This is a genomic window from Pseudomonas cerasi, assembly GCF_900074915.1.
In the GTDB taxonomy this organism is placed as follows: domain Bacteria; phylum Pseudomonadota; class Gammaproteobacteria; order Pseudomonadales; family Pseudomonadaceae; genus Aquipseudomonas; species Aquipseudomonas cerasi.
In genome coordinates, this window is sequence record NZ_LT222319.1 from 461,999 (window position 1) to 487,897 (window position 25,899).

Sequence of the window (25,899 nt, forward strand, 5' to 3'; positions counted from 1 at the left end):
CATCGCCCCCCCACTGAATTTGCGAGGACTTTATGGCCCGTTTTGAACTGCAGAAACTTTACATCGATGGCGGTTATGTCGATGCCAGCAACCCTGAAACCTTCGACGCCATCAATCCGGCGAACGGCGAAGTCCTGGCGCAGATCCAGCGCGCCGGCAAGGACGATGTCGAGCGCGCCGTCGTCGCCGCCGAAAAGGGCCAGAAAATCTGGGCCGCCATGACCGCCGTCGAGCGTTCGCGCATCCTGCGCCGTGCCGTCGACATCCTGCGTGAGCGCAACGATGAACTGGCCGCTCTGGAAACGCTGGACACCGGCAAGGCCATCTCCGAAACCCGCTACGTGGACATCGTGACCGGTGCCGACGTGCTGGAATACTACGCCGGTCTTGTACCCGCCATCGAAGGTGAGCAGATTCCGCTGCGCGACTCTTCATTCGTGTACACCCGCCGCGAGCCGCTGGGTGTGGTGGCCGGTATCGGCGCCTGGAACTACCCGATCCAGATCGCACTGTGGAAATCCGCCCCGGCGCTGGCCGCGGGTAACGCGATGATCTTCAAGCCGAGTGAAGTCACTTCGCTGACCACCCTGAAGCTGGCAGAAATCTACACCGAAGCGGGCGTACCGAACGGCGTATTCAACGTGCTGACCGGCAGCGGCCGTGAAGTCGGTACCTGGATCACCGAGCACCCGCGCATCGAGAAAGTCTCCTTCACCGGCGGCACCGACACTGGCAAGAAAGTCATGGCCAGCGCCTCGAGCTCGTCGCTCAAGGAAGTGACCATGGAGCTGGGCGGCAAATCACCGCTGATCGTATTCGACGACGCCGATCTGGACCGTGCGGCCGATATCGCGATGATGGCTAACTTTTACAGTTCCGGTCAGGTCTGCACCAACGGCACCCGCGTGTTCGTGCCGAACGCTCTGAAAGCCGAGTTCGAAGCGAAAATCCTCGAGCGTGTGAAGCGCATCCGCGCCGGCAACCCGGAAGACGAAACTATCAATTTCGGCCCGCTGGTCAGCTTCGAGCACATGGAAAGCGTGCTGGGTTATATCGCCAAGGGCAAAGAGCAGGGCGCACGTCTGTTGTGCGGCGGCGATCGCCTGACCGGCGGAGTGTTCGACAAGGGCGCGTTCGTTGCGCCGACCGTGTTCACCGACTGCACCGACGAGATGACCATCGTGCGTGAAGAAATCTTCGGCCCGGTGATGAGCATCCTCGGTTACGACACCGAAGACGAAGTGGTGCGCCGCGCCAACGACACCGACTTCGGTCTGGCTGCAGGCATCGTGACCCGCGACCTGAACCGCGCCCACCGCGTGATTCATCTGCTGGAAGCCGGTATCTGCTGGATCAACGCCTGGGGCGAGTCGGCGGCACAAATGCCGGTCGGCGGCTACAAGCAGTCGGGCGTCGGTCGTGAGAACGGCATCAGCTCGCTGGCCCAATACACGCGCATCAAGTCGGTACAAATCGAACTGGGCGATTACGCCTCGGTTTTCTAAACACGGTTTCAGTGGCACGCGGCAGGCCTCAAGCAGACGCACTCAAAAGCTGCCTGCCGCACCCCATTTTCACGAGTATCGCCTCGCTGCTTCTGCTTGCGGCCAAGGCTTGAAACTCGCAGCTCTATGAGGGAGCCTCTATGACGACTCAATCCGAATACGACTACATCATCATTGGTGCCGGCTCGGCCGGTAACACCCTGGCAGCCCGTCTCACCGAAGACGCAGGCGTCACCGTTCTGTTGCTCGAAGCCGGTGGCCCGGACTACCGGCTGGATTTCCGCACCCAGATGCCTGCCGCCCTGGCATTTCCGCTGCAGGGCCGTCGCTACAACTGGGCCTACGAGACCGAGCCAGAGCCGCACATGAACAACCGCCGCATGGAATGCGGCCGCGGTAAAGGCCTGGGCGGCTCATCGCTGATCAACGGCATGTGCTACATCCGCGGCAACGCGATGGACTACGACGGCTGGGCCAAGGAGCCGGGTCTCGAAGACTGGAGCTACCTCGACTGCCTGCCGTACTTCCGCAAAGCCGAAACCCGCGACATCGGCCCGAATGACTACCACGGTGGTGAAGGTCCGGTCAGCGTGACCACGCCCAAGGCGGGCAATAATCCGCTGTTCCACGCGATGGTCGAGGCGGGCGTGCAAGCCGGTTTCCCGCGCACTGACGACCTCAACGGTTATCAGCAGGAAGGTTTCGGTCCGATGGACCGCACCGTGACGCCTAACGGTCGTCGCGCCAGTACCGCCCGTGGTTATCTGGACGAGGCCAAGAAGCGCTCGACCCTGACCATCGTCACTCACGCGCTGACCGATCGCATTCTGTTCGAAGGCAAGCGTGCCGTCGGCGTGGCGTACCTGGTAGGCGACAGCGATACCCGCATCCAGGCCCGTGCCCGCAAGGAAGTGCTGCTGTGTGGCGGCGCGATCGCTTCGCCACAGATTCTCCAGCGTTCCGGCGTCGGCCCGGCCGAAGTGCTGAACAAGCTGGATATTCCGGTGGTTCATGACCTGCCGGGCGTTGGCCAGAACCTTCAGGATCACCTGGAGATGTACCTGCAGTACGCCTGCACCCAGCCGGTGTCGCTGTACCCTTCGCTGAAGTGGTGGAACCAGCCTGCCATCGGTGCCGAGTGGATGTTCCTCGGTACAGGTATCGGTGCGAGCAACCAGTTTGAAGCCGGTGGTTTCATTCGCTCCAGTGAAGCGTTCGAATGGCCTAACATTCAGTACCACTTCCTGCCGGTCGCGATTAACTACAACGGCACCAAGGGCGTTCAGGAACACGGTTTCCAGGCTCACGTCGGCTCCATGCGTTCGCCGAGCCGTGGCCGCGTGCAGGTCAAATCCAAAGACCCGCGCGAGTACCCGAGCATCCTGTTCAACTACATGGCCAGCGAGCAGGACTGGCAGGAGTTTCGCGATGGCATCCGCCTGACGCGCGAGATCATGCAGCAGCCGGCACTGGACCCGTACCGTGGCCGCGAAATCAGCCCCGGCATCGACGTGCAGTCTGATGAGGCACTGGACCAGTTCGTGCGTGAGCATGCCGAGACGGCTTATCACCCGTCCTGCTCGTGCAAGATGGGCACCGACGAAATGGCGGTTGTCGATGGTCAGGGTCGCGTGCATGGCCTGCAAGGCCTGCGTGTGGTCGATGCCTCGATCATGCCGATCATCACCACCGGTAACCTGAATGCACCGACGATCATGATCGCCGAGAAAATCGCCGACAAGATCCGTGGTCGCCAGCCGCTGCCACGCAGCACGGCCGACTACTTCGTCGCAGGCGACAAGCCGGCACGCGGCAAGCCGCTGCGCGAGATCAGCCACCAGGCCTGATCTAACGCCCAGGCGTCCTCCCGGGACGCCTGTCGTTGTGCATGCTCCAGCGTGAATGTATTTCACACTGGAGCATCGGCACGATAGTTACAGGATTCTTGTTCCTCACGCTTCAGCGTGAGACTGCATTTCCCGACGCTCCGCTTCGCAATGTGCGCTGAGCATGGGTACGAGCGCCCACTCGATTCAGACCCGCCTCCCGACAGACGCGAATTGCCACTACCCCTCCGCTCTGCCACAATCGCGAATGATTCTCTTTAGTTAGAACTTTCTCATCGAGGCCATTCGTGTCGTCAGTCCCAAGCACTCATAGCGAGATCGTTGTTGCGCTGTATCGCGATCATCGCGGTTGGCTGCTGGCCTGGCTCAGACGCAATGTCGCCTGCCCGCAACGTGCTCAGGATTTGAGTCAGGACACGTTTGTGCGCTTGCTGGGGCGCCATGAATTGCTCACGCCTAGAGAACCGCGTGCTTTCCTGGCAACCGTCGCCAAAGGCTTGATGTTCGATCACTTCCGACGCGCTGCGCTGGAGCAGGCCTATCTTGGGGAGTTGATGCAGGTGCCCGAGGCCGAGCAGCCCTCTCCGGAAGAGCAGATGCTGATTCTGGAAGACCTCAAGGCGATCGACAGCATGCTCGGCACACTGTCCAGCAAGGCGCGGGCAGCCTTTCTGTACAGTCGCCTCGACGGCATGAGTCACGCTGAGATTGCCGAGAGGCTGGGCGTTTCGGTCTCGCGCGTCAGGCAATACTTGGCTCAGGCCATGCGTCAGTGCTACGTGGCACTTTACGGTGAGCCGACGTGAACGCCAGACCGGTCTCTGCCCGCGTGCTCGATGCGGCCATCCAGTGGCAACTGAACATGGACAGCAACGACGGCAATGACGCCGAACTGGCGCGCTGGCTGGCTGCCGATGAAGAGCATGCCCGGGCCTGGAGCCAGTTGGGCATGGTCAATCAGCGCTTTGCTTTGCCCGCAGGTCCGGCACGCAAGGCATTGCAACAGTCGCCGGGAGCCCTGCGACACAGTTTGCGCAAGCTCGGTGGCGGTCTGGCCGGGGTGTTCATGGCCTTGGGTCTGGCATTGTTCGTCGGCGACCGCTATCTGCCGATAGATTACTGGCTTGCCGACCAGCGCACCGCCACCGGTGAACAGCGTGACGTGCGTTTGGCGGACAACACCCTGATTCGCCTTAACACCCACAGCGCAATCGATGTGCGCTTCGATGCGCAGCAACGTCGGGTCATTCTGCAGGACGGTGAAATACTGGTGCAGACCGGCGATCATGACGACCCGCGGCCCTTCATCGTCGAGACGGCGGATGGAAAGATGCGCGCTCTGGGAGCGCGTTTTCTGGTCCGGCGCGAGTCCGATGGAACACGGCTCAGCGTGTTGCAGTCGGCAGTTGTCGCCCACCCGCGCAATGCTTCCGGTGAACAGGTTCTGCGCGAGGGCCAACAGGTGCTGCTGACCCGCAACGGACTTGGCCCGTTGCTTGGCATGCCTTCCGGTGTCGACGCCTGGACGCGCGGCATGCTGGTGGTGGACAACGCGCGGCTGGCGGACATGCTCGCTGAACTGGGGCGTTACCGGGCAGGACATCTGGGCGTCGACCCGAAGGTGGCTGATCTGCGGGTTACCGGTACCTTCCCGTTGAAAGACACTGACCTGGCGCTCAAGGCGCTGCTGCCGACCTTGCCTGTGCAGATAGAACAACACACGGCGTGGTGGGTGTCCGTGCTGCCCAGGGATCAACAGCCCGGTAATCCTCCGGCAAAACTCTGAAACATACCCGTTCATGCAGACAGCGGATCGCCCTGACACTTTTTCGGTTTCGAGCGGCTTAGTCTTACAAGTCATTTCGGGGACGCGCGTAGCGTTGCGTCTCTTCGTCTGTGGATAAACCATGAAAAGCCAAACCGTGCGCCGCTGGTCCATCGTGCATACCTGGAGCAGCCTGATGTGCACCCTGTTCCTGTTGATGCTGGCTGTCACCGGCCTGCCGCTGATCTTTCATCATGAAATCGATCATCTGCTCGGCGACGCTCCGCATTACCGGGAGATGCCTGCCGACACACCACGCCTGGATCTGGAGCAACTGGCCAGGGCTGCCGAAGCGCATCGCCCCGGCGAGGTGATGCAGTATTTCGGCTGGGACGACGAAGACCCCAATGGCGTAATGGCAATCACCGCTGCAACCGCCGGCACCGAGCCCAATTCCTCGCACACCTTCGCCCTCGATGCGCGCACCGGTGAGGCGCTGGAGATGCCTTCTGCCAACGGCGGCTTCATGATGGTCATGCTGCGCCTGCATGTAGACATGTACGCCAACCTGCCCGGCAAATTGCTGCTGGCGTTCATGGGCTTGCTGTTTGTGGTGGCGATCGTTTCCGGGACCGTGTTGTATGCGCCGTTCATGCGCAAGCTGGAGTTCGGCCAGGTGCGGGTCAATAAATCCAGGCGTACGCGTTGGCTGGACCTGCACAACCTGATCGGCGTAGTGACATTGACCTGGGCGCTGGTGGTCGGCGTGACGGGAGTCATCAGCGCCTGTGCCGATCTGCTGATTGCCTCCTGGCGCAATGATGCGCTGGCGACCATGATCGCCCCTTACAAGGACGCGCCGCCATTGACCCAGCGCGCCCCGGCGACTCGATTGCTGGAAATTGCCGAATCCGCTGCGCCCGGCATGCAGGCCGATTTCATCGCTTTCCCCGGCACGCGCTTCTCCAGCGAGCATCATTACGCGGTGTTCCTCAAAGGCAATACACACCTGACTGCGCACCTCGCCACACCGGTGCTGATCGACGCGCAGACCCTGCAAGTCACCGCCGTGGTCGAACGTCCCTGGTATATGGACGCACTGGGCATGTCGCAACCTCTGCATTTCGGTGATTACGGCGGCATGCCGATGAAGATCCTCTGGGCAGTGCTGGACGTGCTGACCATCATCGTACTCGGCAGCGGCGTCTATCTGTGGTGGGTGAGGCGTCGTGCCGCGCGCTCGGTGAGCATGGTTCGGGCTCAGGTGGCGCAATGAGTTCCAGTCCATCGCGATTCTGGAGGACCTTTGCGATACCCGCCGTGATAGCGCTGCTTATCGGCGTCGGCTTGTTCGCCGCGCTGCTGGGTGATGGCTGGTGGGATACGCTGGCGTGGCTGGGCATGGGGACGGCTGCCCTGTTGAGCATCAAGGGCTTGCTGGTGCGGCGCGGCTGATTGAAACGCTGATTGCAGACGCGTCACAGGCTGACTAGTCTAGGATCCTGTCTCATTCGAGGAATACCCATGTCAGCGCCCACGATGACGTTGTACTTCAACGCGGCTTCACCCTTCGCCCGCAAGGTGATGGTGATGCTGCATGAAACCGCTCAGCTCGATCGCGTCGAGTTGCAGACCACAGTGCTGACACCGGTCAGCCCGTCTGCCGAGCTCAATGAAGACAACCCGGCCGGTAAACTTCCCGCGCTAAGGCTGGCTGACGGAAACGTCATTCACGACAGCCGGGTGATTCTTGATTATCTCGACCACCAGCACGTGGGCCTGCCACTGATCCCCCGGGAAGGCTCGGCACGCTGGAGGCGCCTGACCCTGGCTTCGCTGGCCGATGCGGTGTTGGATGCAGCGGTAATGATCCGCTACGAAACTGCCTTGCGTCCGCAGGAAAAACACTGGAACCAGTGGCTGGACAACCAGCAGCAGAAGATTGAGCGCTCGCTGCATTACTTCGAAAGCGACGCGGTCACCGAGCTCAGCACGTCCTTCGATGTCGCATCGATCAGCGTCGCCGCTGCACTTGGATATCTGGATTTCCGCCAGCCGGATCTGAACTGGCGCAGCACTTATCCGCGACTGGCCGCCTGGTATCTGGACGTCAGTCAACGCCCGTCGATGATCGCGACCCAGCCGCCGGTCTGAGTCAATCTGCGTCGCGACTCACGCTCATAACGGCCTACCCACGCGGAGCATGGGCACGATGGTGTTCTCGCGTGCGGCTATCGTTCCTCACGCTCCAGCGTGGGAATACCGTGGGTGACGCTCCGCGTCACAGATCTGCGCCGCGCCGCACAATCCGGATAGGACGCGGAGCGTCCAGAAATGCATACCCACGCGGAGCATGGGCACGATAGTTACAAGGTGATCGTTCCTCACGCTCCAGCGTGGGAATGCCGTGGGTGACGCTCTGCGTCACAGATCTGCGCCGCGCCGCACATTCCGGATAGGACGCGGAGCGTCCAGAAATGCATACCCACGCGGAGCATGGGCACGATAGTTACAAGGTGATCGTTCCTCACGCTCCAGCGTGGGAATGCCGTGGGTGACGCTCTGCGTCACAGATCTACGCTGCGCCGCACATCCCGGATCGGGCGCGGAGCGTCACACGATACTGAGGACTGTGGACAACCTCAGCAATCAGGCTCGTCAGCGGTATAACGGCGGGCCGGGTTGACCGCAGCGTCGAACTCACGCAACGCCTTGGCACCGATCAACAGCGGGAAGTTGAAGTGGCTGCGGTCCACCAGGTTGACCTCGACCGTACGCTTCTTGTCGCCCAGACACAGTTCCAGGTCAACGACAGGGCGCTTGGCGGGGTTGATGCTTTCGTCATCGTCGTCGTCACCTTCGGCGCGTCCCTTGATCTTGCTGATCCGCGAGACCTTGTGCTCATACACCTTGTCGTCCGCACCCTTGGTTGCCAGGCGGAAACGTACCCAGTCATCACCATCGCGTTTGAACAACTCGATGTCCTTTGCCGACAGCGAGGCGGTCAGTGCGCCGGTGTCCATCTTGGCCTTGAAGGTCTGGCCTATTTCCGCAACCTTGATGTTCTCGTAGCGACCATACAACGTCGGTTCAGCGGCCATGACCGGCAGGGCCAGCAAAGACAATAGCGCCAGGATCGGTTTCACGTGAGAGGTTCCTCGCAATAGTCAGCGCCTGATTGGCGCCCGTTTTTAGACAGCGAACCTACAGTAGGTTCGTCAGGATGAATATGACGTCAGCATAAAGGCCGAGACGTGAAACATTTGTAAGCACCTGTGTAATTGGCGTAAAACGCGTGGGTCTTTATTATTGCCGCCCCTGAACCTTCAAGAGTCCGTCATGCGCCGTCTGTTCACCGGCTGTTTTGTTGCCCTGCTGTTACTGATCAATACGCTGGTGCTTATCGGTCCGCTATTGATTTTTGCGCTGCTCAAACTGCTGTTCAGAGGCCGTATGCGCGATCGCTGTTCGGCTGCGGTGATGTGGATCGCCGAAACCTGGGCCGAGATCGACAAGGTCATCTTCGCCACCTGCATACCGACGCAGTGGGACATCCGTGGCGATGAAGGGCTGCGCGGTGACACGTCCTACCTGGTTATCAGCAATCACCAGTCGTGGGTGGATATCCCCGCGCTGGTCCAGGCACTCAACCGGCGCACGCCGTTCTTCAAGTTCTTCCTGAAAAAAGAGCTGATCTGGGTACCGTTGCTGGGCCTCGCGTGGTGGGGGCTGGATTACCCGTTCATGAAGCGCTACAGCAAGGCGTTCCTGGCGAAACATCCGCAGCTCAAGGGCAAGGACCTGGAAATCACCAAGGCCGCGTGTGAACTGTTCAAGCGTCAGCCGGTGACCATCGTCAACTACCTGGAAGGCACGCGCTTCACCACGGCCAAACATGCGGCCCAGGGCTCGCCTTATACCCATCTGCTCAAGCCCAAGGCCGGCGGCGTTGCCTTCGTGCTGGCGGCAATGGGCGAGCAACTCGATGCCATCCTGGACGTGACGGTCGTGTATCCCGATTCAGGCATTCCCGGTTTCTGGGACATGCTCTGCGGCCGGGTTTCCAACGTGATCGTCGACATCCGAACCCGCGAGCTGGACCCGGCGCTGTGGCAGGGCGATTACGAAAACGATCCTGCATTTCGCGAGAAAGTGCAGGGTTGGGTCAATCAGCTCTGGGACGAAAAGGATGCGCGTATTGCGGCGTTGCGGCTGGAGTTGCCTGGGCACTGACAGTTCTGACAGGTAGACGAGGCGAGACGGGCGGATGAAACTGGCCTTTAATGTTGCCGGAATCCGCCCTCATGTCATTGCCCCATGTTTCGCCGATCGGCCTATACCGTTACGACGCACTGAACCGACTGTCAAGCATCACCCCTGCGGGGCAGGAGGTCGTCAGGCGTTTCTATCGAAACAACCGCCTGACCACAGCAATACAGGGCACTTCCCACCATTCTGTCGTTCAGGCAGAGGGTCTTTTACTGGCGTTGCGCCGTGTGGAATCTGATCAGGTCCTGTTCGATCTGCTTGCGACAGATCAAGCCAACTCGGTGCTGCACAGCCTTGATGCCATGCGCAATCAGGCGTTTGTCTACAGTCCTTATGGCCTGCGATCCCTGCAAACATCCGCACTGAGCGTACCTGGTTTTACAGGGCAGACGATTGATCCGATCACTGGATATTACTTGCTGGGCAATGGACTTCGCGCATTCAACCCGACGCTGATGCGCTTTAACAGCCCGGATACGCTGAGCCCGTTTGGTGAGGGCGGGATAAATGGTTATGCCTACTGTGGAGGAAACCCTGTCAATAATGTCGATCCGACGGGGCGAGTATTTAAGGTGGTTGTAGCAGTTTTCAGTACGCGTACGATAAAGTCTGTAAAGCTGATCAGCGAGCAATTTAACGACGTGATTGAAACAGCCCGCAAAGGGTTGATCCCTGCGGTTGGCTCGTCGATGCCTCTGCAAGGCAGTAGAAAATGGCTTGATGACGCGCTTGAGCGATTCAATGACAGCCAGTCTTCCTTCATCAAAAACCTCCGTCAAGTGAATCGCCATTTTGCGACTCACGGAGACGGAAGGTTAAGTTTTGAGCAGGCCGAGTATTACGCGGGGCTGGCGTCGCAAGTGTATTCGGGGAAAAAAAGCGACCCGGCCGCCTTTGGGGCGGCTGCTATCAAATGGGCAAGGCAATTTCCTGAAGACCGCAGCACCGCCATGGTGGGTGTGGCCTTCAATTCAGCAGGTGCGTTGATCTCAGGCGCTGTGCAAAAAAAGCAGTACAAGACCGGAGATATATTGAGGAACGCTACACGTATAAGGTCCGGTTCAGCTCCCGGCACCCCATAACCCACTCAAACTCTGCAACGCCGAGCCACTGGCACCTTGCTGCCCCAGGTATTGCAGAATCAGCGGGGCAAACTGGCTGACCATCGTGCTGTCCATGCCCAACGCCTTGAAGGCGTTGTTCACATCACCCATGCTCTGCACGTTGCCCAGCGCGCTGTTGAGTATCGAACTATTGCCCGACTTGCCGCCCAGCAGGCTGCCCAGCCCGTTGGCGCCGCCCAGACTTTCCAGTGCGGAAGTGCCGGACATTTGCTCCAGGCCCGGGACCGATTTGGCCAACTGCGAATAATCGGTGCTGGTCAGTTTGTTCTTCGCCAGCCCGAGCAGCGCACCTGTCCCGCCAACCGCCTGTTCCGGGGTGACATTGAGCTGCGTACCGAGAGTATTGAGCAGCCCCGCGACTTCGGGTGCCGCCGTGGCTTTCTGATTGCCATTGGTGGCATTGGAGACCGCGTTCGCGGCGTCATTCAGATTGAAGGCAAATGCAGGGCTTGCAGCCGCTGCCATCAACGTTGCCAAAGCCATTGCGCGTGCAGTTTTCATTGCGTCACCTTTATCGAGCTCGAACCGCCCGTGAGTGGGCGATGAAGCACAGGGTTTGACTGGAGGAACAGAAGCTTGTTCCCAGCGCGCGGTAGCGAACAACGGCAGAGCCTGTATTTGCCCGGTGTCTGGCCCGTGTCGTCCGAAAACATCTATGTATTACCTCGTTTTTCCGCGAAACAGCATGGTGTCGGTCATTTGGAATGCACGGAGCATCAGCAATGACCGATACCCACACCTCATCATTTCCTTCCATGCCAACTGCCGGCCGGGAAAGGCTTCAGCACGTGCTGGCAACCGAAGGCAGCGAGCAACTGGCCGCCATTCTGCAACGGCCGCGGCCTGAAGGTTTCACGCTACTGGACGAGATCCAGGTACTTGGGGCTGCCAGCGTGTTCGGGCGATGGGCCGACGACATCGAGCTCCTGAACACCCTGAAATCAGTGCTGTTCGACGATGAACTGAACGTGCTCAGGGACAGCGCAGAACGCGTTACCCGTTCCGTCGCTTCGCCAGCCTTGGAGGCAGGCCCCGAGCACGAACTGGCCAAGGCGGCGCTCGATATTGCGCAGAGTCATCAGCGCGAGTCACATTCGCCGAGCATCCGAATCGAGCGCATAGACCGCACGCGGGGCGATTACCGCAGGTTGCTGAACACGCTGCGGGCACGAATGCGCGACGTGAAGACCGGCACCTGTATGACCAACAGAGTATTCATGACCGTGGCCGACGACTCGCCGCTGTTTGCCGGCGCCACTTTTGGCGGTTCGATATTGCAGCGGTTCAAGGCGTTGCTCAGGGCTATCGCCAGCGCGGGTCCGGCTGGCGAGGTCGATGACGATCTGTTGCCCGGGGTACGCCGTAAAGACCTGCGCTACGTTCTTGATCTGGTCAACACGTCTCGGGTGGACTTCAGGCAGTCTTTCACCTGTGTGCTGCATGTCAGGATGAATGAAGGCAGGCCGGTTTACTCGCTGCGACTGCAGGGCATCTCCGAGGGACGGCAACCTGCGCACGCCACGCTGTCTGACCTGCACCTGCGATTTATCCGTTTCACCGACTGCCTGGCCCGGTTGGTACCGCACCTTGAATCGGCAGATGCCAAGTGCATCCTGGCCATTCGCGACGATCAAACCGTCTCACTGCATGGTCTGCTCGATTACTACGGCGTCGACATTCCACTGGCTGCCACCCGCGACCATCTGCTGCAGGCGATCACTGCGCTGTTGCCCGGAGAGCGCGAAGCCCATCCTGCGGGAATGGCACCCGCGTTGCCTTTCACCCTCGCCGAACAGCAGCGTTTCATGCTCGATACCTCGCAGGTCTACACCTTTCGGCAGCACAAGGTTCAGGCGCACGGCACTGACGACTACGGTGTCATCGACCTTGAGCTGAAGAAAGAGATGCAGTGGCATCTTGGTCGATGCCGCACCTTGCTGAACAGTTACCGGCATTTTGGCGCGTCGCTGCAAGACAACGAAAACGCGCTGCTGACAATGCTCCAGCAAACCGGTGGCATCACGCTGAAACTGGTCGTTTACGACAGCGATGGCCACCACGACATCTACCGCGAGCAGCACACCGTCAATCCCTGGCGCGCGAAGGACCTTGCGGAATACTTCGACGCGGCGCGCCAGGAACTGTCGTCTTACATGATCAACACCATTCGCTATGGCGAAGCCGAGGGGGCGATCAATATTGAGCGGCTGATCGTGGAAGTGATCGTGCCCAATCCTGTCCAGCGTCGTCATCCGCTGGCCGATATCGACATCGAAGCCTTCGATATCCGCAGCAAAGAACCTCCGTTTCTATACGTGGATCCCCTGGCGCTGGGTGCTTATGACGTCATCAGGTCACGGTTCGTGGAGTTGACCGATGAGTTGCGCGAGGCGCAATGGAACGTCGGCCACTCTGTCACGTTGCTGCGTGCGGTCCGTCACCTGCTGGCACATTACCAGGAGGACCTGCCGGCGTTGCCGCACGCGCAGCGTCAGGCGGCCTATACCCGGCGCTTGAATGATGCCGTCAACACCTACTACAGAGTGATTGCGCAGAACCTCGAGGACCAACAGCGCCTGCAAGTCGTTCTGCAGCCGACCCAGCCGGAATTCGTGGCGCGTGAGCTATGCCGTTATCTGGGGTTGAATGAAGCCTGCTGGCCGGTGATTGCACGGTCTTCGTTCGATATCAGTTACCGGGCCGGCTGGATCAATACCGGTACGTTTTTCCGGCACGAAGAGTCGGTCGGTTATCGAACCCTGCTGAGTGTGGTGTATGACGAAGACCTGCGCCGCGAGCTGGCGCTTGCCGACAATCGTGATGAACGGCTCGGGCAACTGGCTCAGGCGCTCGCCGTTAAAACCCGTTACACGGCAAGTCTGGACGTGCTGCAAGCGAAGCTGACGGGTTTATTCGACGCGAACATTGCCTTCGTCAACAACGGCCACCTGCCTGCTCGACTGACCGCACCGCAGGCAGCGTTCAGGCTTGAGGCCGAGAACTACGCCATTCAGGCGACCGAAACCTATCGGATGCTGGAGGCCGAGCGGCTGGTGCTGGTATCCGGTACTGCCGCCGAGCGCCTGCAGATTCTGGAAGGGGTTGCGCTGGCGGACAGTGACAGGCCGGTTCATTGTATCGAGTTATTGAGCGCCGACGAGAAGGTCCGGCTTGAAGCCAGTGCTCTGGCGTTCAGGCAGATGTTGAGCGCCCGAGCGAACGACGATGACATTCAGAACATGTCGACCAGCGCGCAGCATGTGCTGCAGCTGGTGCATCAGGTCGGCGGATTGATTCCTGTGCTGGGCAACTTCATCAACCTGGGATTCGACATTTACGACGGCAATGATGAAGGCATCGCGCTGGATGCACTCAACATCATTGCCGAACTGGTGCTGTGCAAAATGCGCACGCTCCCTCCCAGAGTGGCGGGTGTGCTGATGCTGCAAGGCACCACTATCTGGACGATGAGCCAGCAGGTCCAGGCCCTCGGCGATTCGATCAAGGCCAACGACTACGAGGAGTCGGTGAAGAACTTCGGTTTTCTGCTGGTCGGTCTGCATTCGGCGCTGCATTGCGGCATATCGGCGGTGAAAGGGCTCCGGTCCGCGATACTGCATTATCAACAGACCGTCAGCGAGCGCGCTGTTTCTGACAGCTCTGATCTGAACGAAACGGCCCGACACAGCGAGCACGGCGATGCCATCGAACGCGAAGCCGAGGGCGCACACCTCGCGCGGCGTCGGCTATCCACAAGCAGCTCCTATTGGCGGGTCTCGGAGGATGGGCAGATCTCCGAGCGGCCGACGGGCCGGAAGGTCACGAGCCTCGACTGGAACGGCAACGCGATGGTCGAAGGTGGCGCTCGGGCGGTGCTGCTGGGTGGAATCAGCGAGAAGATTTACATGCACGGCCATGCCTGCCGGACAGTCAGCGGACTGACAGGGCCGGAATTGCGACCTCTGCATGCGCTGGACCTCGAAGCAGGTCAATGGCGCAGGCACCCGCAGTCAACGGTCGACGCCCCGCAGCTTTCACGTTTTGCCCACACCGAGGATTTTCCGCTTGGCTTCAGCGGTCGCCCGGAGCGTTTTCTGGCTCCCACCGACACAGTCAGCTGGTATGACAACTGCGTGGCGGCGCTTGAAACAGCCTCCGTGCGGGTCATCGACGCAGATGGCAGGGTAAGCCAGCAGAGCATGGCGCTTGGTGTGATCGAGCACAAATACGTCACCGAGCGTAATGGTCATGTCGAAGTACTCGAACATGCGGGCACCGATGTTGAGACGACCGCCTTCATTCGCGCCGACGGCAGCCGCATGGAAGTCGCCAGGGTGTTGCCTGCCATACCGGCCTACAAGCCTGAAATTCAGGCACAGATTGTCGCGGCTCAAGGCATGTTCGTGACCGTTCGAATAAGCGACACACTGCAAGGTCTGGTCGGCAGCAAGACCGTTGCGGGTGTTCTGGCGACGCTCAGTAATGGCAGCGGACAGGAACTGGTGATCGAAGCGGATCGCGGCGTTCACTATCGCGGCACGCTGCCCATCGAGCACTTCCTGGCGCTGGCGCCGGGCGAGACGTTACAGGACCAGCAGCCTGTTGCCCTGAGCCTGCAGAAAATCAGCCCGCACGCCGATCCCAAACGAGCGTTGCCTCAGCTGTGGCACGACCAGTCGGATTATCGCAACGGCATCGCCCATGATGACTTTGCACTGGAGCTGTTCTATGGCGCGAAGGCGGCGAACGAAGCCTATGTGCGCAACCCTCAATGGGTCGCCAGGAACATCGATGCTGTGGCCAAAATCAAATCGCGGCTGCCCTCGTCCATTACCACAGTGGAAAATCCGTTTTATGTACTCGATACCCCCGAGGAACTGGCCATTCTTTTTGCTGCGCGCAACCAGGCGGCCTTGGCCAATACCTTGCTGGGCCATACCGTTGAATGGGGAGCAGCATCGAGATCCAGAGAGTTACGCCTGGGGGAAAATATCCTCAGACAGCTTCGTCTGAACGAGCCGCTTCTGGCTGCTCAGGAAAACATTCCGCCGCTCGCCAGCGAGCGGAGCGCCTTCGTCAGTCAGCTTAAGGAGAAGCTGGCCCGCAACAACCTGATGATGGCAGAAGTCAGCCTGAAGTCAGGGGGAAAAGCCTGGTTCGCCCATTCGCCTGCCAGGCGTCTCGGCATGCTGGCAGGGCATCTGCACGACGAGTTTTACCTGAGTCATGCGGGGTCGATCATCGATCATATCGAAGCCTGTTTTACCGACCCGTCGAGAATTGAACGTATCGCCGTGCTGTCCCTTGATGACGTCCCGGAAGCCGATGCGCGACGCATTTTTCTCTCCTCGCAGCGCGGCTATACCTATGAGTCGGTCACCAGTCTGGAGCAGCCGGACGAGCATACACATCTGAGCGGTGCGCAATTGCAACTGCACATCGATGACGCCCTTTATCCCGAGCGGACCCGAGGTGTGGGGATTGCCAGCGCGATTGTCGATCTGACCGGTGCAGAAGCGCTCAGCAGCGGGCCAAAGCGTGGCAGTTACTCGATTGAGGGACGTGACTACATCAAGCTGGATAACGGCAGGATCTACCGCGCCGACTGGGATGAGCGCAACGGGGTGTTTCTGCTGGTACCACCGCAAGGCAGGTCGCGCGCCGAGACCCTGGCACTGCCCTGGGTGCGTCACATCGGCGGACATGAGTTCACGCTGATCAACCGTCCAGCGCTCAAGGGCGGCAATCTCATCGATCAGATGATCTGCAGGATCCGCACCCGGCGGCCGGCCGGTCGTTTGGCAACTCACGAGTCCCATTCCGCTCATGACACAGCGAGCGGAACGCTTCAGGTTCACCACGAAGACCTGCACATCATGAGCGACGACGTTCTGGTGCCCGGCAAGCTTAATGTGCCATCGAGCCTGTTCCACTCCATCGCAGCGGATCGTGACGGTTACGTGAGGCTGGAAGCCAGGGCAGCGGTGCCTGAAAGCTGCATCTCCAGCACAGAGTTCCTGGTATCGAAATATGCCGGAGGGCAAGTCGCGTTCGATTACAAGGGCGAGAGCCTGGGTGATCCGGCTCCAGTGGTGCCCAATGTCGAGGTCGTCGCCAGGCAGGATGGTCAGCTGGTGAGCCTGAATATCACCACAGCAGTGCTTGAGCCTTGGATAAATGCACGCGGCCACTCTGACTATTTTGTCGGCGAGCAGTCATTTCCCGAGATCGGCGAAGGTATCGGTTTCATCGAGCGAGGGGGGCTGGAAGGCAGCCCGTCATCGGACTACCCGTTTCATTTCATGTTCGTGGCGGGGAAAGTACTGGACCGGAACGGGCAGATTACCGGCGTGCTGGCCTCGGACTTGTCCGAGCCTGCACGTGAGCCTGATCAAAATGGAGTTACGCCGCAATTGCCCGCCAGACGGAACTGGAATCTGGGTCTTTTCCCTTCGATCGACAGCATGCGCGGGGTGCCGGAACCTGATAGCAATGCCTATGTGCAGGAGCATTACTACTCGGTATTGGTGAGGCCTGTGCGGCAGTAGGGCGCGTCCCCAGCGTTTTTCGTCCCGCAGGCGGAACAGCCTAGTAGTTCTGCTAGCTGGGCGGAAACAGAGACTCAGCCCAGACTTGCTGCCATGGTTGACTTCAAAGGAGTGAAACCATGGCTTCGTCCGGGCAATCCGTGCTCTGTGTCTACCGCTACGATCCATTGGATCGCCTGGCCGATTGCGCGCCTGCGGGGCAGGGCAGCACTCGCCTTTTTTATCAGAAGACACATCTGGCTACGCAGATTCAGGGGCAGGCCCAGCACACGCTTATGCGCACGGATGAGCATGTGCTGGCTTGCCTGAGTACAGAAAATAATCAGCGCGACGGCGCGTTGTTGGCGACGGATCAACAGCAGTCAGTGACCGCCGCTCAGGGGTTGGCGTTTGCCTACACACCTTACGGACATCGTCATCCTTCAGGCCGCGCAAGCCTGCCGGGCTTTACTGGCCAGCGGGTTGACCCGGTGACGGGGCACTATTTGCTGGGGAATGGGTATCGGGCGTTTAACCCGGTGTTGATGAGGTTCAACAGCCCGGACAGTCTGAGCCCGTTTGGTGAGGGTGGGGTGAATGCGTATGGGTACTGTGGGGGGGGATCCGGTTAATCGGGTTGATCCGACGGGGCACGTTAATACTCGAATACTGGCACTGATATTCCGAAATAGACAAGCTTTGGTCGCTGCGAAAAAAATCACTGAGCACCGCCATAGCGTTCTTGTGCCTGGCAGTCCAACCTCCTCGGGTTTAACGCGTACAGGAGGTGTTTCAGGGGCCAAAGGGCCCGCAGTTGTTCCAGATTTCATCAATAAACTGGCCCAACCTGAAAATGTGCCGGCTCATTTAAAAACTCGACGGCGTTTACCTGCGGTACCAAGCGACGCGCGGCTGCATACAAGATGGGCCGCCCCTAAGTCCTCAATAGCACCTCGTAATATCTACCACCTCCCAAGCGGAGTGGTGCGCCGTCCAAAGCGTATCGAGCTTCCCGCAACGCCATTCCAGCGGGTGCTCACTGGAGATCTGCCAATGGACACAATTTATGAGTACCCAAGACTTTCACGCTCTAAAGCACGTGCCTTGGAGGTAATTAGAAGAGGGGAAATGTTGCGGAGAGATCATTCTTACAGTAGTTCAGTAAGTGTTAACTTCAGGCAGTCAGATCCCACGTCTTCCGTGAATATTGCCGTGCGTTTTTAGAAAGGAAATTCGACTGGCGCTCTCAGGAAGCAGCGCACCTGCATAAAGTGCGCTGCTTTAAAAGATCGAAGATGGATCTACGCCCCGCCAAACAACCCATGCGGATCAATCACAAACTTCTTCGGCACGCCCGAATCAAACTCGCCATAACCCCGCGGAGCCTCATCCAGACTGATCACCTCGACACCCACTATGTCGGCGATCTTGATGCGGTCCCACATGATCGCCTGCATCAGCTGGCGGTTGTATTTCATGACGGGGGTCTGGCCGGTGTGGAAGCTGTGGGATTTGGCCCAGCCCAGGCCGAAGCGAATGCTCAGGCTGCCCATTTTTGCGGCGGCGTCCACGGCTCCCGGGTCTTCGGTGACGTACAGGCCGGGGATGCCGATCTTGCCTGCGACGCGCACCACGCCCATCAACGAGTTGAGAACGGTGGCGGGTGCTTCGGCCTGAGCGCCAGCATGGCCGTGACCGCGTGCTTCGAAGCCTACGGCGTCGATGGCGCAATCCACTTCAGGCTCGCCGAGCAGGGCAGCGATCTGTTCGTGCAGTGGCGTGTCCAGGGACAGGTCAGCAATTTCGAAGCCTTGGGCCTTGGCGTGGACCAGGCGTTTCGGGTTGACGTCGCCGACGATCACCACCGCCGCGCCCAACAAGCGCGCTGACGCCGCCGCAGCCAGGCCGACCGGGCCGGCGCCTGCAACATAAACCGTACTGCCAGGGCCAACCCCGGCAGTCACTGCGCCGTGGTAGCCGGTGGGCAGGATGTCGGACAGGCAGGTCAGGTCGCGAATTTTTTCCATCGCCGCGTCGCGGTCCGGGAGTTTGAGCAGGTTGAAGTCCGCGTAAGGCACCAGCACGTATTCAGCCTGGCCACCAACCCAGTCGCCCATGTCGACATAACCATAGGCACCACCGGGACGCGCCGGGTTGACCGTCAGGCAGACGCCGGTGTTCTGTTCCTTACAACTGCGGCAGCGGCCGCACGCCACGTTGAATGGCACGGAAACCAGATCACCGACTTTCAGATGCTCCACGTCGCGACCGGCTTCCAGCACCTCTCCGGTGATTTCATGACCGAGCACCAGCCCGGTCTGCGCCGTGGTACGGCCGCGTACCATGTGCTGGTCCGAGCCGCAGATATTGGTGGAGACCACGCGCAGGATCACGCCGTGTTCGATGCGCTTGCCGCGTGGGTCTTCCATTTTCGGGAAAGGAATTGATTGCACTTCGACCTTGCCAGCGCCGAGATACACTACACCGCGATTACCAGACATACATGTCACCTCGCTTTTATTGTGGTGGAGCAGAGAGAAGCCGTTGCAGCTATAAAACCACCGTCCTGTTGGCGTTGAGAAACACCCGCCGTTCGATGTGATAACCGACCGCACGGGCCAGTGTCAGTCCTTCGATGTCCCGACCCTTGGCGATCAGGTCTTCGGGATAGTGGCTGTGATCGACCACTTCCACGCCCTGGGCAATGATCGGACCTTCGTCCAGATCGTTGTTGATGTAATGCGCCGTGGCTCCGACCAGTTTTACCCCCTTGTTGTAAGCCTGATGGTAGGGCTTGGCGCCTTTGAAACCGGGCAGCAACGAGTGGTGGATATTGATCGCCTTGCCGTCCAGCTTGCGACACAGGTCCGGAGACAGGACCTGCATGTAGCGAGCAAGAATCACCAGTTCTGCACCAGACTCTTCAATGACCTGCCAGACTTTGGCTTCCTGCGCCGGCTTGTCGTTCGGGTCCAGTGGGAAATGGTAGTACGGAATGCCGTGCCAGCCAGCCAATGGCTCAAGATCAGGGTGATTGGACACCACCGCGACCACGTCCATGGACAGTTGATTGATACGCTGGCGGTAGAGCAGGTCATTGAGGCAGTGATCGGCTTTCGAGACCATGATCACTACTTTTGGCCGGTAGTTGGGCGCCGTGAGTTCGAAGATCATGCCGAACGTTTCACCGCGCTCGCTCAGCCCGGCCCTGAACGCCTGCTCGTCGAAAGCCTCGGGCTGACGAAATTCCACACGGATGAAGAAGCGTCCCGAGAGACGGTCATCGAAGGAGTGATGTTCTGTGACGTAGCAACCCTGCTCGAACAGAAAGCGCGTCACTGCGTCTACCGTACCCAGCATGCTGGGGCAGTCGGCGGTCAAAATCCATGTATCGGGCGCGCGGCTCATTGAATCAATGCTCCAGAGTATTTGTTATCCGCAAATATGACTGACAGTGCCAGCCTGTAGGCTTGGGCAGGACGCTGAGCGTCCGGAACTGCGTTCCCACGCGGAGCGTGGGAACGATAATCCAAGAGTCTTCATTGAGACCGACGCTACGGTTTCAGCCCCGGTTCCCGGCGCTTCACGCCTGAATGCTCAGCCCGTACTCGGCACTCGCATCCTGCAACCACAGCCACCAGTAATCCGAGAAGCTGCGGCGGACCAGCAGCTCCCAGGTGTCTTCACCGGTCCGGCGGATCACCAGTTGCGACTTGGCGAACACGGTGCCGACTGCCTTGCCCACCGGGAAGTTGTCCGGGTGCACGTCGTAGCTGGTGGACTTCATCAGTACCTGGCGCACCTTCGGCCCGCTCAGTTCTAGAATCGATTGCCCGCCGCTGACATTGACGATGGCGATGTGTTGCCCGCTCAGTTCGTCACGCAACTTCTGTTCTGCCGCGAACTCTTCGCCGCTCGGCACAATCAGCAGCCACTCATCCGGGCCAAGCCATTGCAGCGAGCTTTCGCCACTGATGACCAGCATCAGTGCGGCGGGCAGCTCCATGCCCAGCGCCTTGTGTACGCCTGCGGCGAAGGCCGGATCGTGGGCATTGCCACGAATCGTCAGATGGCCCAGCAGCTTTTTCTCGCGCAGGAAAACCCCCGGGCTGGCGCGCCCCTTGCCAATCAGGCTGTCGAGGTTTGCGTGGAACAGCGGCGACTCGGCTTTGACGTCGGTGGTCGGGCGCTGCTGGTAAACGTTGGCTGTGCTCATGATTCACCTGCTTGAATTCTGTGTGCTGCGGATGATCGGCTCACCGTGGACTACTCGACGTTCTGCCGCTCGCCCTTCGGATCGAAGAACACCGAAGAAACGATCTCGGCTTCGATCACGCTGCCATCGGCCAGAGGCGCGAAGACCCGCTCTCCCATGCGCGCCAGACCGCCTTTGACCACGCCCATCGCGAACGAATAGCCCAGCGAGTTGTGCGCGTAACTGGAGGTCACGTGGCCGACCATGCTCATCGGGATCGTCTGTTTGGTGTCGAACACCAGTTGCGCACCTTCCGGCAACCATTTGGCAGGGTCCACCGGCTTGAGGCCGACCAGTTGCTTGCGCTGTTCACGCACGCAGTCTTCGCGATTCATGCCGCGCCAGCCGATCCAGGAGAACGGCTTGGTACGACCGACACACCAACCCATGTTCAGGTCGTCGGGCGTCATCGAGCCGTCGGTGTCCTGACCGACGATGATGAAACCTTTCTCTGCGCGCAGTACGTGCATGGTCTCGGTGCCGTAAGGCGTCAGTTTGTACTGCTTGCCTGCCTCGGCGATCTTTTCCAGAACGCCCATGGCGTAGTCGGCCTGAATGTTGACCTCGTAGGACAGCTCACCGGTAAACGAGATACGGAATACGCGAGCTGGCACACCGGCGACCAGACCTTCCTTCCAGGTCATGAACGGGAAGGCTTCACGGCCCAGATCGATATCGGTGACTTCGCTGAGCAGCTTGCGGCTGTTGGGGCCGGACAGCGTCAGAGTCGCCCAGTGATCGGTCACTGAGGTGAAATACACTTTCAGGTCCGGCCATTCGGTCTGCTGATAGATTTCCAGCCATTGCAGGACCCGCGCTGCGCCGCCCGTGGTGGTGGTCATCAGGAAGTGGTTGTCGGCGAGACAGGCAGTGACCCCGTCATCGAAGACCATGCCGTCTTCCTTGCACATCAGGCCGTAGCGCGCCTTGCCCACGTCCAGCTTGGTCCAGGCGTTGGTGTAGATGCGGTTGAGAAACTCGCGTGCATCCGGGCCTTGAATATCGATCTTGCCCAGCGTCGAAGCGTCCAGCAGGCCGACGCTGTCGCGCACCGCCTTGCATTCGCGAGCGACGGCTGCAGGCAGGTCTTCGCCGTTCTTCGGGAAGTACCACGGCCGTTTCCACTGGCCGACATCCTCGAACTCGGCACCGTTTTTGACATGCCAGGCGTGCAGCGCAGTGAAACGCACGGGTTCGAAGATGTGTTTGCAATGACGCCCGGCTATCGCGCCGAAGGTCACCGGCGTGTAGTTGGGGCGGAACATGGTGGTGCCCATTTCCGGGATCGACACGTTCAGCGAACGCGCGGCGATGGCCAGACCGTTGACGTTGCCCAGCTTGCCCTGATCGGTGCCGAAACCCAGCGCGGTGTAGCGCTTGACGTGCTCAACCGACTCGAACCCCTCGCGGGTTGCCAGTTCGATGGCCGCTGCGGTCACATCATTCTGCAGGTCGACGAATTGCTTGGGTGCCCGAGCGGTGCCTTTCTCATGCGGCACCTGAAACAGCGCCAGCGTTGGCTCTTCCGCACGGCTGAGGGCTTTGGGCATCACGCCTTCGACCACCTTGAAGCCCGCTTCACTGGCAGCGCGCACGCCGCCTTCGAAACCATCGGCCAGACTGTCAGCCAGACTGTAGACGCCGTTGACGCCGCCTACGCAGATACGTTTCTGCGGTGCTTCGCCCGGCACGAAGCCGAGGATGTCCTCGCGCCAGACCGGCTTGCCGCCCAGGTGCGAGGCCAGGTGCACGATCGGGCTGTAACCGCCGGAGCTGGCGACCACGTCGCATTCAAGCCATTCGCCAGGGCTGGTCACGCTGTGCGTCTTGACGTCGATGGCGGCAACGCGGGCAGCCGTCACACGCTTGCTGCCACGGGCCTCGATGACCGCGCTGCCGGTCAGGATGCGAATGCCTTTGGCCCGCGCTTCTTCAACCAGCGGGCCGCGCGGGTTATGCCGTGCATCGGCAATCGCGACCACGTGCAGACTGGCGTCGAGCCAGTCCAGAGCGACGCGATAGGCGTGATCGTTGTTGGTGGAAAGCACCAGTTTCTTGCCCGGCGCCACGCCATAACGACGAACGTAAGTCGATACGGCGCCGGCCAGCATGTTGCCGGGCACATCGTTGTTGCCGTAGACCAGCGGACGCTCGTGAGTACCGGCGGCCAGCACCACACGCTTGGCACGTACCCGGTGCATGCGCTGGCGAACCATGCCGATCGGCGCGCGATCACCCAGGTGGTCGGTAAGGCGCTCATGAATGGTCAGGAAGTTGTGATCGTGGTAACCATTGACCGTGGCACGCGGCAGCAGGGTGACGTTGGGCAGGCTTTTCAGCTCGGCGACGACCGTAGACACCCACTCGGCGGCGGGTTTGCCGTCGAGGCTTTCACGGCTGTCGAGCAGGCTGCCGCCGAACTCTTCCTGTTCATCGGCAATGATCACTCGGGCACCGCTGCGACCTGCTGCCAGCGCGGCAGCCAGACCGGCCGGGCCTGCGCCGACGATCAACACGTCGCAGTGCTGGTTCATCGCATCGTAGCTGTCCGGGTCGTTTTCGGTCGGCGAGCGACCGAGGCCTGCAGCCTTGCGGATGTACTTTTCGTAAGTCATCCAGAACGATTGCGGGTACATGAAGGTTTTGTAGTAGAAACCCGGCGGCATCAGTTTGCCGCCGACCTTGCCCAGAATGCCCATGACATCGGTATTCACGCTCGGCCAGCCGTTGGTGCTGGTCGCGACCAGTCCGGCATAGAGCGCCTGTTGCGTGGCACGCACGTTGGGGATCTGCGTCGCTTCGGTCGCGCCGATCTGCAGCACGGCATTGGGCTCTTCCGAACCCGCTGCGAAGATGCCGCGCGGGCGAGAGTATTTGAAGCTGCGGCCGATGATATCGACGCCGTTGGCCAGTAGGGCAGAGGCCAGCGAGTCGCCTTCAAAGCCCTGGTAGGTCTGGCCGTTGAAGGTAAAGTTGAGCACCTTGCTGCGGTTGATGCGGCCGCCGTTGGGCAGGCGATGGGTCTGGCTCATACCTTTTCTCCCTGATCCGTGAACTGCGGCCTGGTACCGATCGGATAGGTCTCGAGAATCTCGTAGGTCACGGTATTGCGCGTCATGTTGAAATACTGGCGGCAACCGGCGGCGTGTATCCACAGTTCGTGATGCAGGCCGCGCGGGTTATCGCGAAAGAACATGTAATCGCCCCATTGCTCATCGGTGCAGGCACCGGGGTCCAGCGGGCGCGGGATATGCGCCTGACCGGACGGGTGGAATTCCTCTTCGGAGCGCAGTTCGCCACAGTGAGGACAGAAGATATGCAGCATGGTCGGGTTCTCCTGTTAGTGGGCTACGGCTGCAGCGCCGTGTTCGTCGATGAGTGCGCCGTTGTGGAAACGGTCGATGGAGAACGGCTTGGCCAGCGGGTGCATCTCGCCCTTGGCCAGGCTGGCGGCAAATACGTTGCCCGAGCCCGGCGTAGCCTTGAAGCCGCCTGTGCCCCAGCCGCAGTTGAAGAACATGTTCGGCACCGGGGTCTTGGAAATGATCGGGCAGGCGTCCGGCGTGGTGTCGACGATGCCGCCCCATTGACGGTTCATGCGCACGCGGGACAGTACCGGGAACATCTCGACGATGGCCTGGATGGTGTGTTCGATCACCGGGTACGAGCCGCGCTGGCCGTAGCCGACCCAACTGTCGATGCCGGCACCGATCACCAGGTCGCCCTTGTCGGACTGGCTGATGTAGCCGTGTACCGCGTTGGACATGATGACGCTGTCGATAATCGGCTTGATCGGCTCGGAGACCAGTGCCTGCAACGGATGCGATTCGATGGGCAGACGGAAGCCTGCCAGCTTGGCCATGTGCCCGGAGTTGCCGGCGGTTACCACGCCGACCCGTTTGGCACCGATGAAACCCTTGTTGGTTTCCACTCCGATGCACACGCCGTTTTCCTTGCGAAAGCCGATGACTTCGGTCTGCTGAATCAGGTCAACGCCCAGCGCGTCGGCCGCACGGGCGAAGCCCCAGGCCACCGCATCGTGACGGGCGACGCCACCACGGCGCTGAACCGTTGCGCCAATGATCGGATAGCGGGTGTTTTTCGAGCAGTCCAGGTACGGGATTTCCTCGGCGACCTGCTGGCCGTTGAGTAATTCGCCGTCCACGCCGTTAAGCCGGTTGGCGCTGACGCGGCGCTCGGAGTCGCGCATGTCCTGCAGGGTGTGGCACAGGTTGTAGACGCCGCGCTGGGAGAACATGACGTTGTAGTTCAGGTCCTGGGACAGGCCTTCCCACAATTTCATCGCATGTTCATACAGGTGGGCAGACTCGTCCCACAGGTAATTGGAGCGCACGATGGTCGTGTTGCGAGCCGTGTTGCCGCCGCCCAGCCAGCCTTTCTCGACCACGGCCACGTTGGTGATGCCGTGCTCCTTGGCCAGATAGTAGGCCGTCGCCAGACCGTGCCCGCCGCCGCCGACAATGACCACGTCGTAGACCTTTTTCGGGGTCGGCGTGCGCCACATGCGCTGCCAGTTTTCATGGTGGCTGAGGGAATGCTTGAGAAGGCCGAAGCCTGAGTAATGCTGCATGTGAGGCTACTCCTGA

18 protein-coding genes and 1 pseudogene are annotated in these 25,899 nt (G+C 60.2%); 11 read left to right on the forward strand and 8 right to left on the reverse strand.

Annotation, left to right across the window (positions count from 1 at the left end; genetic code table 11):
- The first annotated feature begins 32 nt into the window (after positions 1 to 32).
- The 7 genes from betB (at position 33) to PCPL58_RS04600 (ending at position 7,271) form a co-directional block, all read left to right on the forward strand.
- On the forward strand, positions 33 to 1,505 hold the full coding sequence (gene betB / locus PCPL58_RS04570; RefSeq protein ID WP_058396369.1) for a betaine-aldehyde dehydrogenase: 1,473 nt from the start codon (positions 33 to 35) through the stop codon (positions 1,503 to 1,505).
- A 140-nt stretch (positions 1,506 to 1,645) separates the two neighbouring features.
- Positions 1,646 to 3,352: a choline dehydrogenase gene (gene betA, locus PCPL58_RS04575; protein WP_024661877.1), complete on the forward strand. Its 1,707-nt coding sequence runs from the start codon at positions 1,646 to 1,648 to the stop codon at positions 3,350 to 3,352.
- 287 nt (positions 3,353 to 3,639) lie between these two features.
- Entirely contained in the window at positions 3,640 to 4,158 is a 519-nt protein-coding gene (locus tag PCPL58_RS04580) for an RNA polymerase sigma factor (RefSeq protein WP_065348905.1), read from the forward strand.
- Complete coding sequence (locus tag PCPL58_RS04585) at positions 4,155 to 5,138, forward strand: FecR domain-containing protein (RefSeq protein ID WP_065348906.1); 984 nt, start codon at positions 4,155 to 4,157, stop codon at positions 5,136 to 5,138. The genes PCPL58_RS04580 and PCPL58_RS04585 overlap by 4 nt, the downstream gene beginning before the upstream one ends.
- 121 nt (positions 5,139 to 5,259) lie before the next feature.
- Positions 5,260 to 6,393: a PepSY-associated TM helix domain-containing protein gene (locus PCPL58_RS04590; RefSeq protein ID WP_065348907.1), complete on the forward strand. Its 1,134-nt coding sequence runs from the start codon at positions 5,260 to 5,262 to the stop codon at positions 6,391 to 6,393.
- Positions 6,390 to 6,572: a hypothetical protein gene (locus tag PCPL58_RS04595; RefSeq protein WP_065348908.1), complete on the forward strand. Its 183-nt coding sequence runs from the start codon at positions 6,390 to 6,392 to the stop codon at positions 6,570 to 6,572. The genes PCPL58_RS04590 and PCPL58_RS04595 overlap by 4 nt, the downstream gene beginning before the upstream one ends.
- A 69-nt stretch (positions 6,573 to 6,641) precedes the next feature.
- Complete coding sequence (locus PCPL58_RS04600; RefSeq protein WP_024661874.1) at positions 6,642 to 7,271, forward strand: glutathione S-transferase family protein; 630 nt, start codon at positions 6,642 to 6,644, stop codon at positions 7,269 to 7,271.
- A 488-nt stretch (positions 7,272 to 7,759) separates the two neighbouring features.
- On the opposite strand, the gene rloA2 is transcribed toward PCPL58_RS04600, so the two are convergent.
- Complete coding sequence (rloA2, locus tag PCPL58_RS04605; protein WP_003432546.1) at positions 7,760 to 8,263, reverse strand: retropepsin-like aspartic peptidase RloA2; 504 nt, start codon at positions 8,261 to 8,263, stop codon at positions 7,760 to 7,762.
- 193 nt (positions 8,264 to 8,456) lie between these two features.
- Between rloA2 and PCPL58_RS04610 the strand changes: the two genes are divergently transcribed.
- Positions 8,457 to 9,350 carry an acyltransferase gene (locus PCPL58_RS04610; protein ID WP_003432549.1) on the forward strand — a complete coding sequence of 298 codons (894 nt, stop codon included), beginning with the start codon at positions 8,457 to 8,459 and terminating at the stop codon, positions 9,348 to 9,350.
- A 71-nt stretch (positions 9,351 to 9,421) separates the two neighbouring features.
- Positions 9,422 to 10,468, forward strand: a complete 1,047-nt coding sequence (locus tag PCPL58_RS04615; RefSeq protein WP_232002889.1) for an RHS repeat-associated core domain-containing protein — start codon at positions 9,422 to 9,424, stop codon at positions 10,466 to 10,468.
- Here PCPL58_RS04615 and PCPL58_RS04620 read toward each other — a convergent pair.
- Positions 10,448 to 11,011: a DUF2780 domain-containing protein gene (locus PCPL58_RS04620; protein WP_065348910.1), complete on the reverse strand. Its 564-nt coding sequence runs from the start codon at positions 11,009 to 11,011 to the stop codon at positions 10,448 to 10,450. The genes PCPL58_RS04615 and PCPL58_RS04620 overlap by 21 nt on opposite strands.
- 221 nt (positions 11,012 to 11,232) lie before the next feature.
- Between PCPL58_RS04620 and PCPL58_RS04625 the strand changes: the two genes are divergently transcribed.
- Together PCPL58_RS04625 and PCPL58_RS04630 are read left to right on the forward strand one after the other, a co-directional pair.
- Positions 11,233 to 17,058: a hypothetical protein gene (locus PCPL58_RS04625; protein ID WP_065348911.1), complete on the forward strand. Its 5,826-nt coding sequence runs from the start codon at positions 11,233 to 11,235 to the stop codon at positions 17,056 to 17,058.
- Between the two features lie 119 nt (positions 17,059 to 17,177).
- Positions 17,178 to 17,706: pseudogene (locus tag PCPL58_RS04630) on the forward strand (RHS repeat-associated core domain-containing protein); the annotation flags it as partial.
- 632 nt (positions 17,707 to 18,338) lie between these two features.
- Here the strand turns inward: PCPL58_RS04630 and fdhA are convergent.
- The 6 genes from fdhA to PCPL58_RS04660 form a co-directional block, all read right to left on the reverse strand.
- Positions 18,339 to 19,538, reverse strand: coding sequence for a formaldehyde dehydrogenase, glutathione-independent (fdhA, locus tag PCPL58_RS04635; RefSeq protein ID WP_044344725.1), 1,200 nt, complete (start codon positions 19,536 to 19,538; stop codon positions 18,339 to 18,341).
- A 49-nt stretch (positions 19,539 to 19,587) separates the two neighbouring features.
- Positions 19,588 to 20,445, reverse strand: a complete 858-nt coding sequence (purU, locus tag PCPL58_RS04640) for a formyltetrahydrofolate deformylase (RefSeq protein WP_044309126.1) — start codon at positions 20,443 to 20,445, stop codon at positions 19,588 to 19,590.
- A 175-nt stretch (positions 20,446 to 20,620) separates the two neighbouring features.
- Positions 20,621 to 21,253 carry a sarcosine oxidase subunit gamma gene (locus PCPL58_RS04645; protein WP_058396378.1) on the reverse strand — a complete coding sequence of 211 codons (633 nt, stop codon included), beginning with the start codon at positions 21,251 to 21,253 and terminating at the stop codon, positions 20,621 to 20,623.
- Between the two features lie 50 nt (positions 21,254 to 21,303).
- Positions 21,304 to 24,324, reverse strand: a complete 3,021-nt coding sequence (locus tag PCPL58_RS04650) for a sarcosine oxidase subunit alpha (protein ID WP_065348912.1) — start codon at positions 24,322 to 24,324, stop codon at positions 21,304 to 21,306.
- Complete coding sequence (locus tag PCPL58_RS04655) at positions 24,321 to 24,617, reverse strand: sarcosine oxidase subunit delta (protein ID WP_003372476.1); 297 nt, start codon at positions 24,615 to 24,617, stop codon at positions 24,321 to 24,323. Before PCPL58_RS04655 ends, PCPL58_RS04650 begins: the two co-directional genes overlap by 4 nt.
- A gap of 15 nt (positions 24,618 to 24,632) precedes the next feature.
- The gene (locus PCPL58_RS04660) at positions 24,633 to 25,883 is read right to left on the reverse strand and encodes a sarcosine oxidase subunit beta family protein (RefSeq protein ID WP_003411874.1); all 1,251 of its coding nucleotides are present in this window, start codon (positions 25,881 to 25,883) and stop codon (positions 24,633 to 24,635) included.
- Between the last annotated feature and the right edge of the window lie 16 nt (positions 25,884 to 25,899).

Bases quoted from the DNA above. Each gene is read 5' to 3' on its own strand.
- purU (WP_044309126.1), bottom strand. From the start codon at position 20,445: ATGAGCCGCGCGCCCGATACATGGATTTTGACCGCCGACTGCCCCAGC.
- betB (WP_058396369.1), top strand. From the start codon at position 33: ATGGCCCGTTTTGAACTGCAGAAACTTTACATCGATGGCGGTTATGTC.
- betA (WP_024661877.1), top strand. From the start codon at position 1,646: ATGACGACTCAATCCGAATACGACTACATCATCATTGGTGCCGGCTCG.
- PCPL58_RS04610 (WP_003432549.1), top strand. From the start codon at position 8,457: ATGCGCCGTCTGTTCACCGGCTGTTTTGTTGCCCTGCTGTTACTGATC.
- PCPL58_RS04660 (WP_003411874.1), bottom strand. From the start codon at position 25,883: ATGCAGCATTACTCAGGCTTCGGCCTTCTCAAGCATTCCCTCAGCCAC.
- PCPL58_RS04590 (WP_065348907.1), top strand. From the start codon at position 5,260: ATGAAAAGCCAAACCGTGCGCCGCTGGTCCATCGTGCATACCTGGAGC.
- PCPL58_RS04655 (WP_003372476.1), bottom strand. From the start codon at position 24,617: ATGCTGCATATCTTCTGTCCTCACTGTGGCGAACTGCGCTCCGAAGAG.
- PCPL58_RS04625 (WP_065348911.1), top strand. From the start codon at position 11,233: ATGACCGATACCCACACCTCATCATTTCCTTCCATGCCAACTGCCGGC.
- fdhA (WP_044344725.1), bottom strand. From the start codon at position 19,538: ATGTCTGGTAATCGCGGTGTAGTGTATCTCGGCGCTGGCAAGGTCGAA.
- PCPL58_RS04645 (WP_058396378.1), bottom strand. From the start codon at position 21,253: ATGAGCACAGCCAACGTTTACCAGCAGCGCCCGACCACCGACGTCAAA.
- PCPL58_RS04600 (WP_024661874.1), top strand. From the start codon at position 6,642: ATGTCAGCGCCCACGATGACGTTGTACTTCAACGCGGCTTCACCCTTC.
- PCPL58_RS04620 (WP_065348910.1), bottom strand. From the start codon at position 11,011: ATGAAAACTGCACGCGCAATGGCTTTGGCAACGTTGATGGCAGCGGCT.
- PCPL58_RS04650 (WP_065348912.1), bottom strand. From the start codon at position 24,324: ATGAGCCAGACCCATCGCCTGCCCAACGGCGGCCGCATCAACCGCAGC.
- PCPL58_RS04595 (WP_065348908.1), top strand. From the start codon at position 6,390: ATGAGTTCCAGTCCATCGCGATTCTGGAGGACCTTTGCGATACCCGCC.
- PCPL58_RS04615 (WP_232002889.1), top strand. From the start codon at position 9,422: ATGTCATTGCCCCATGTTTCGCCGATCGGCCTATACCGTTACGACGCA.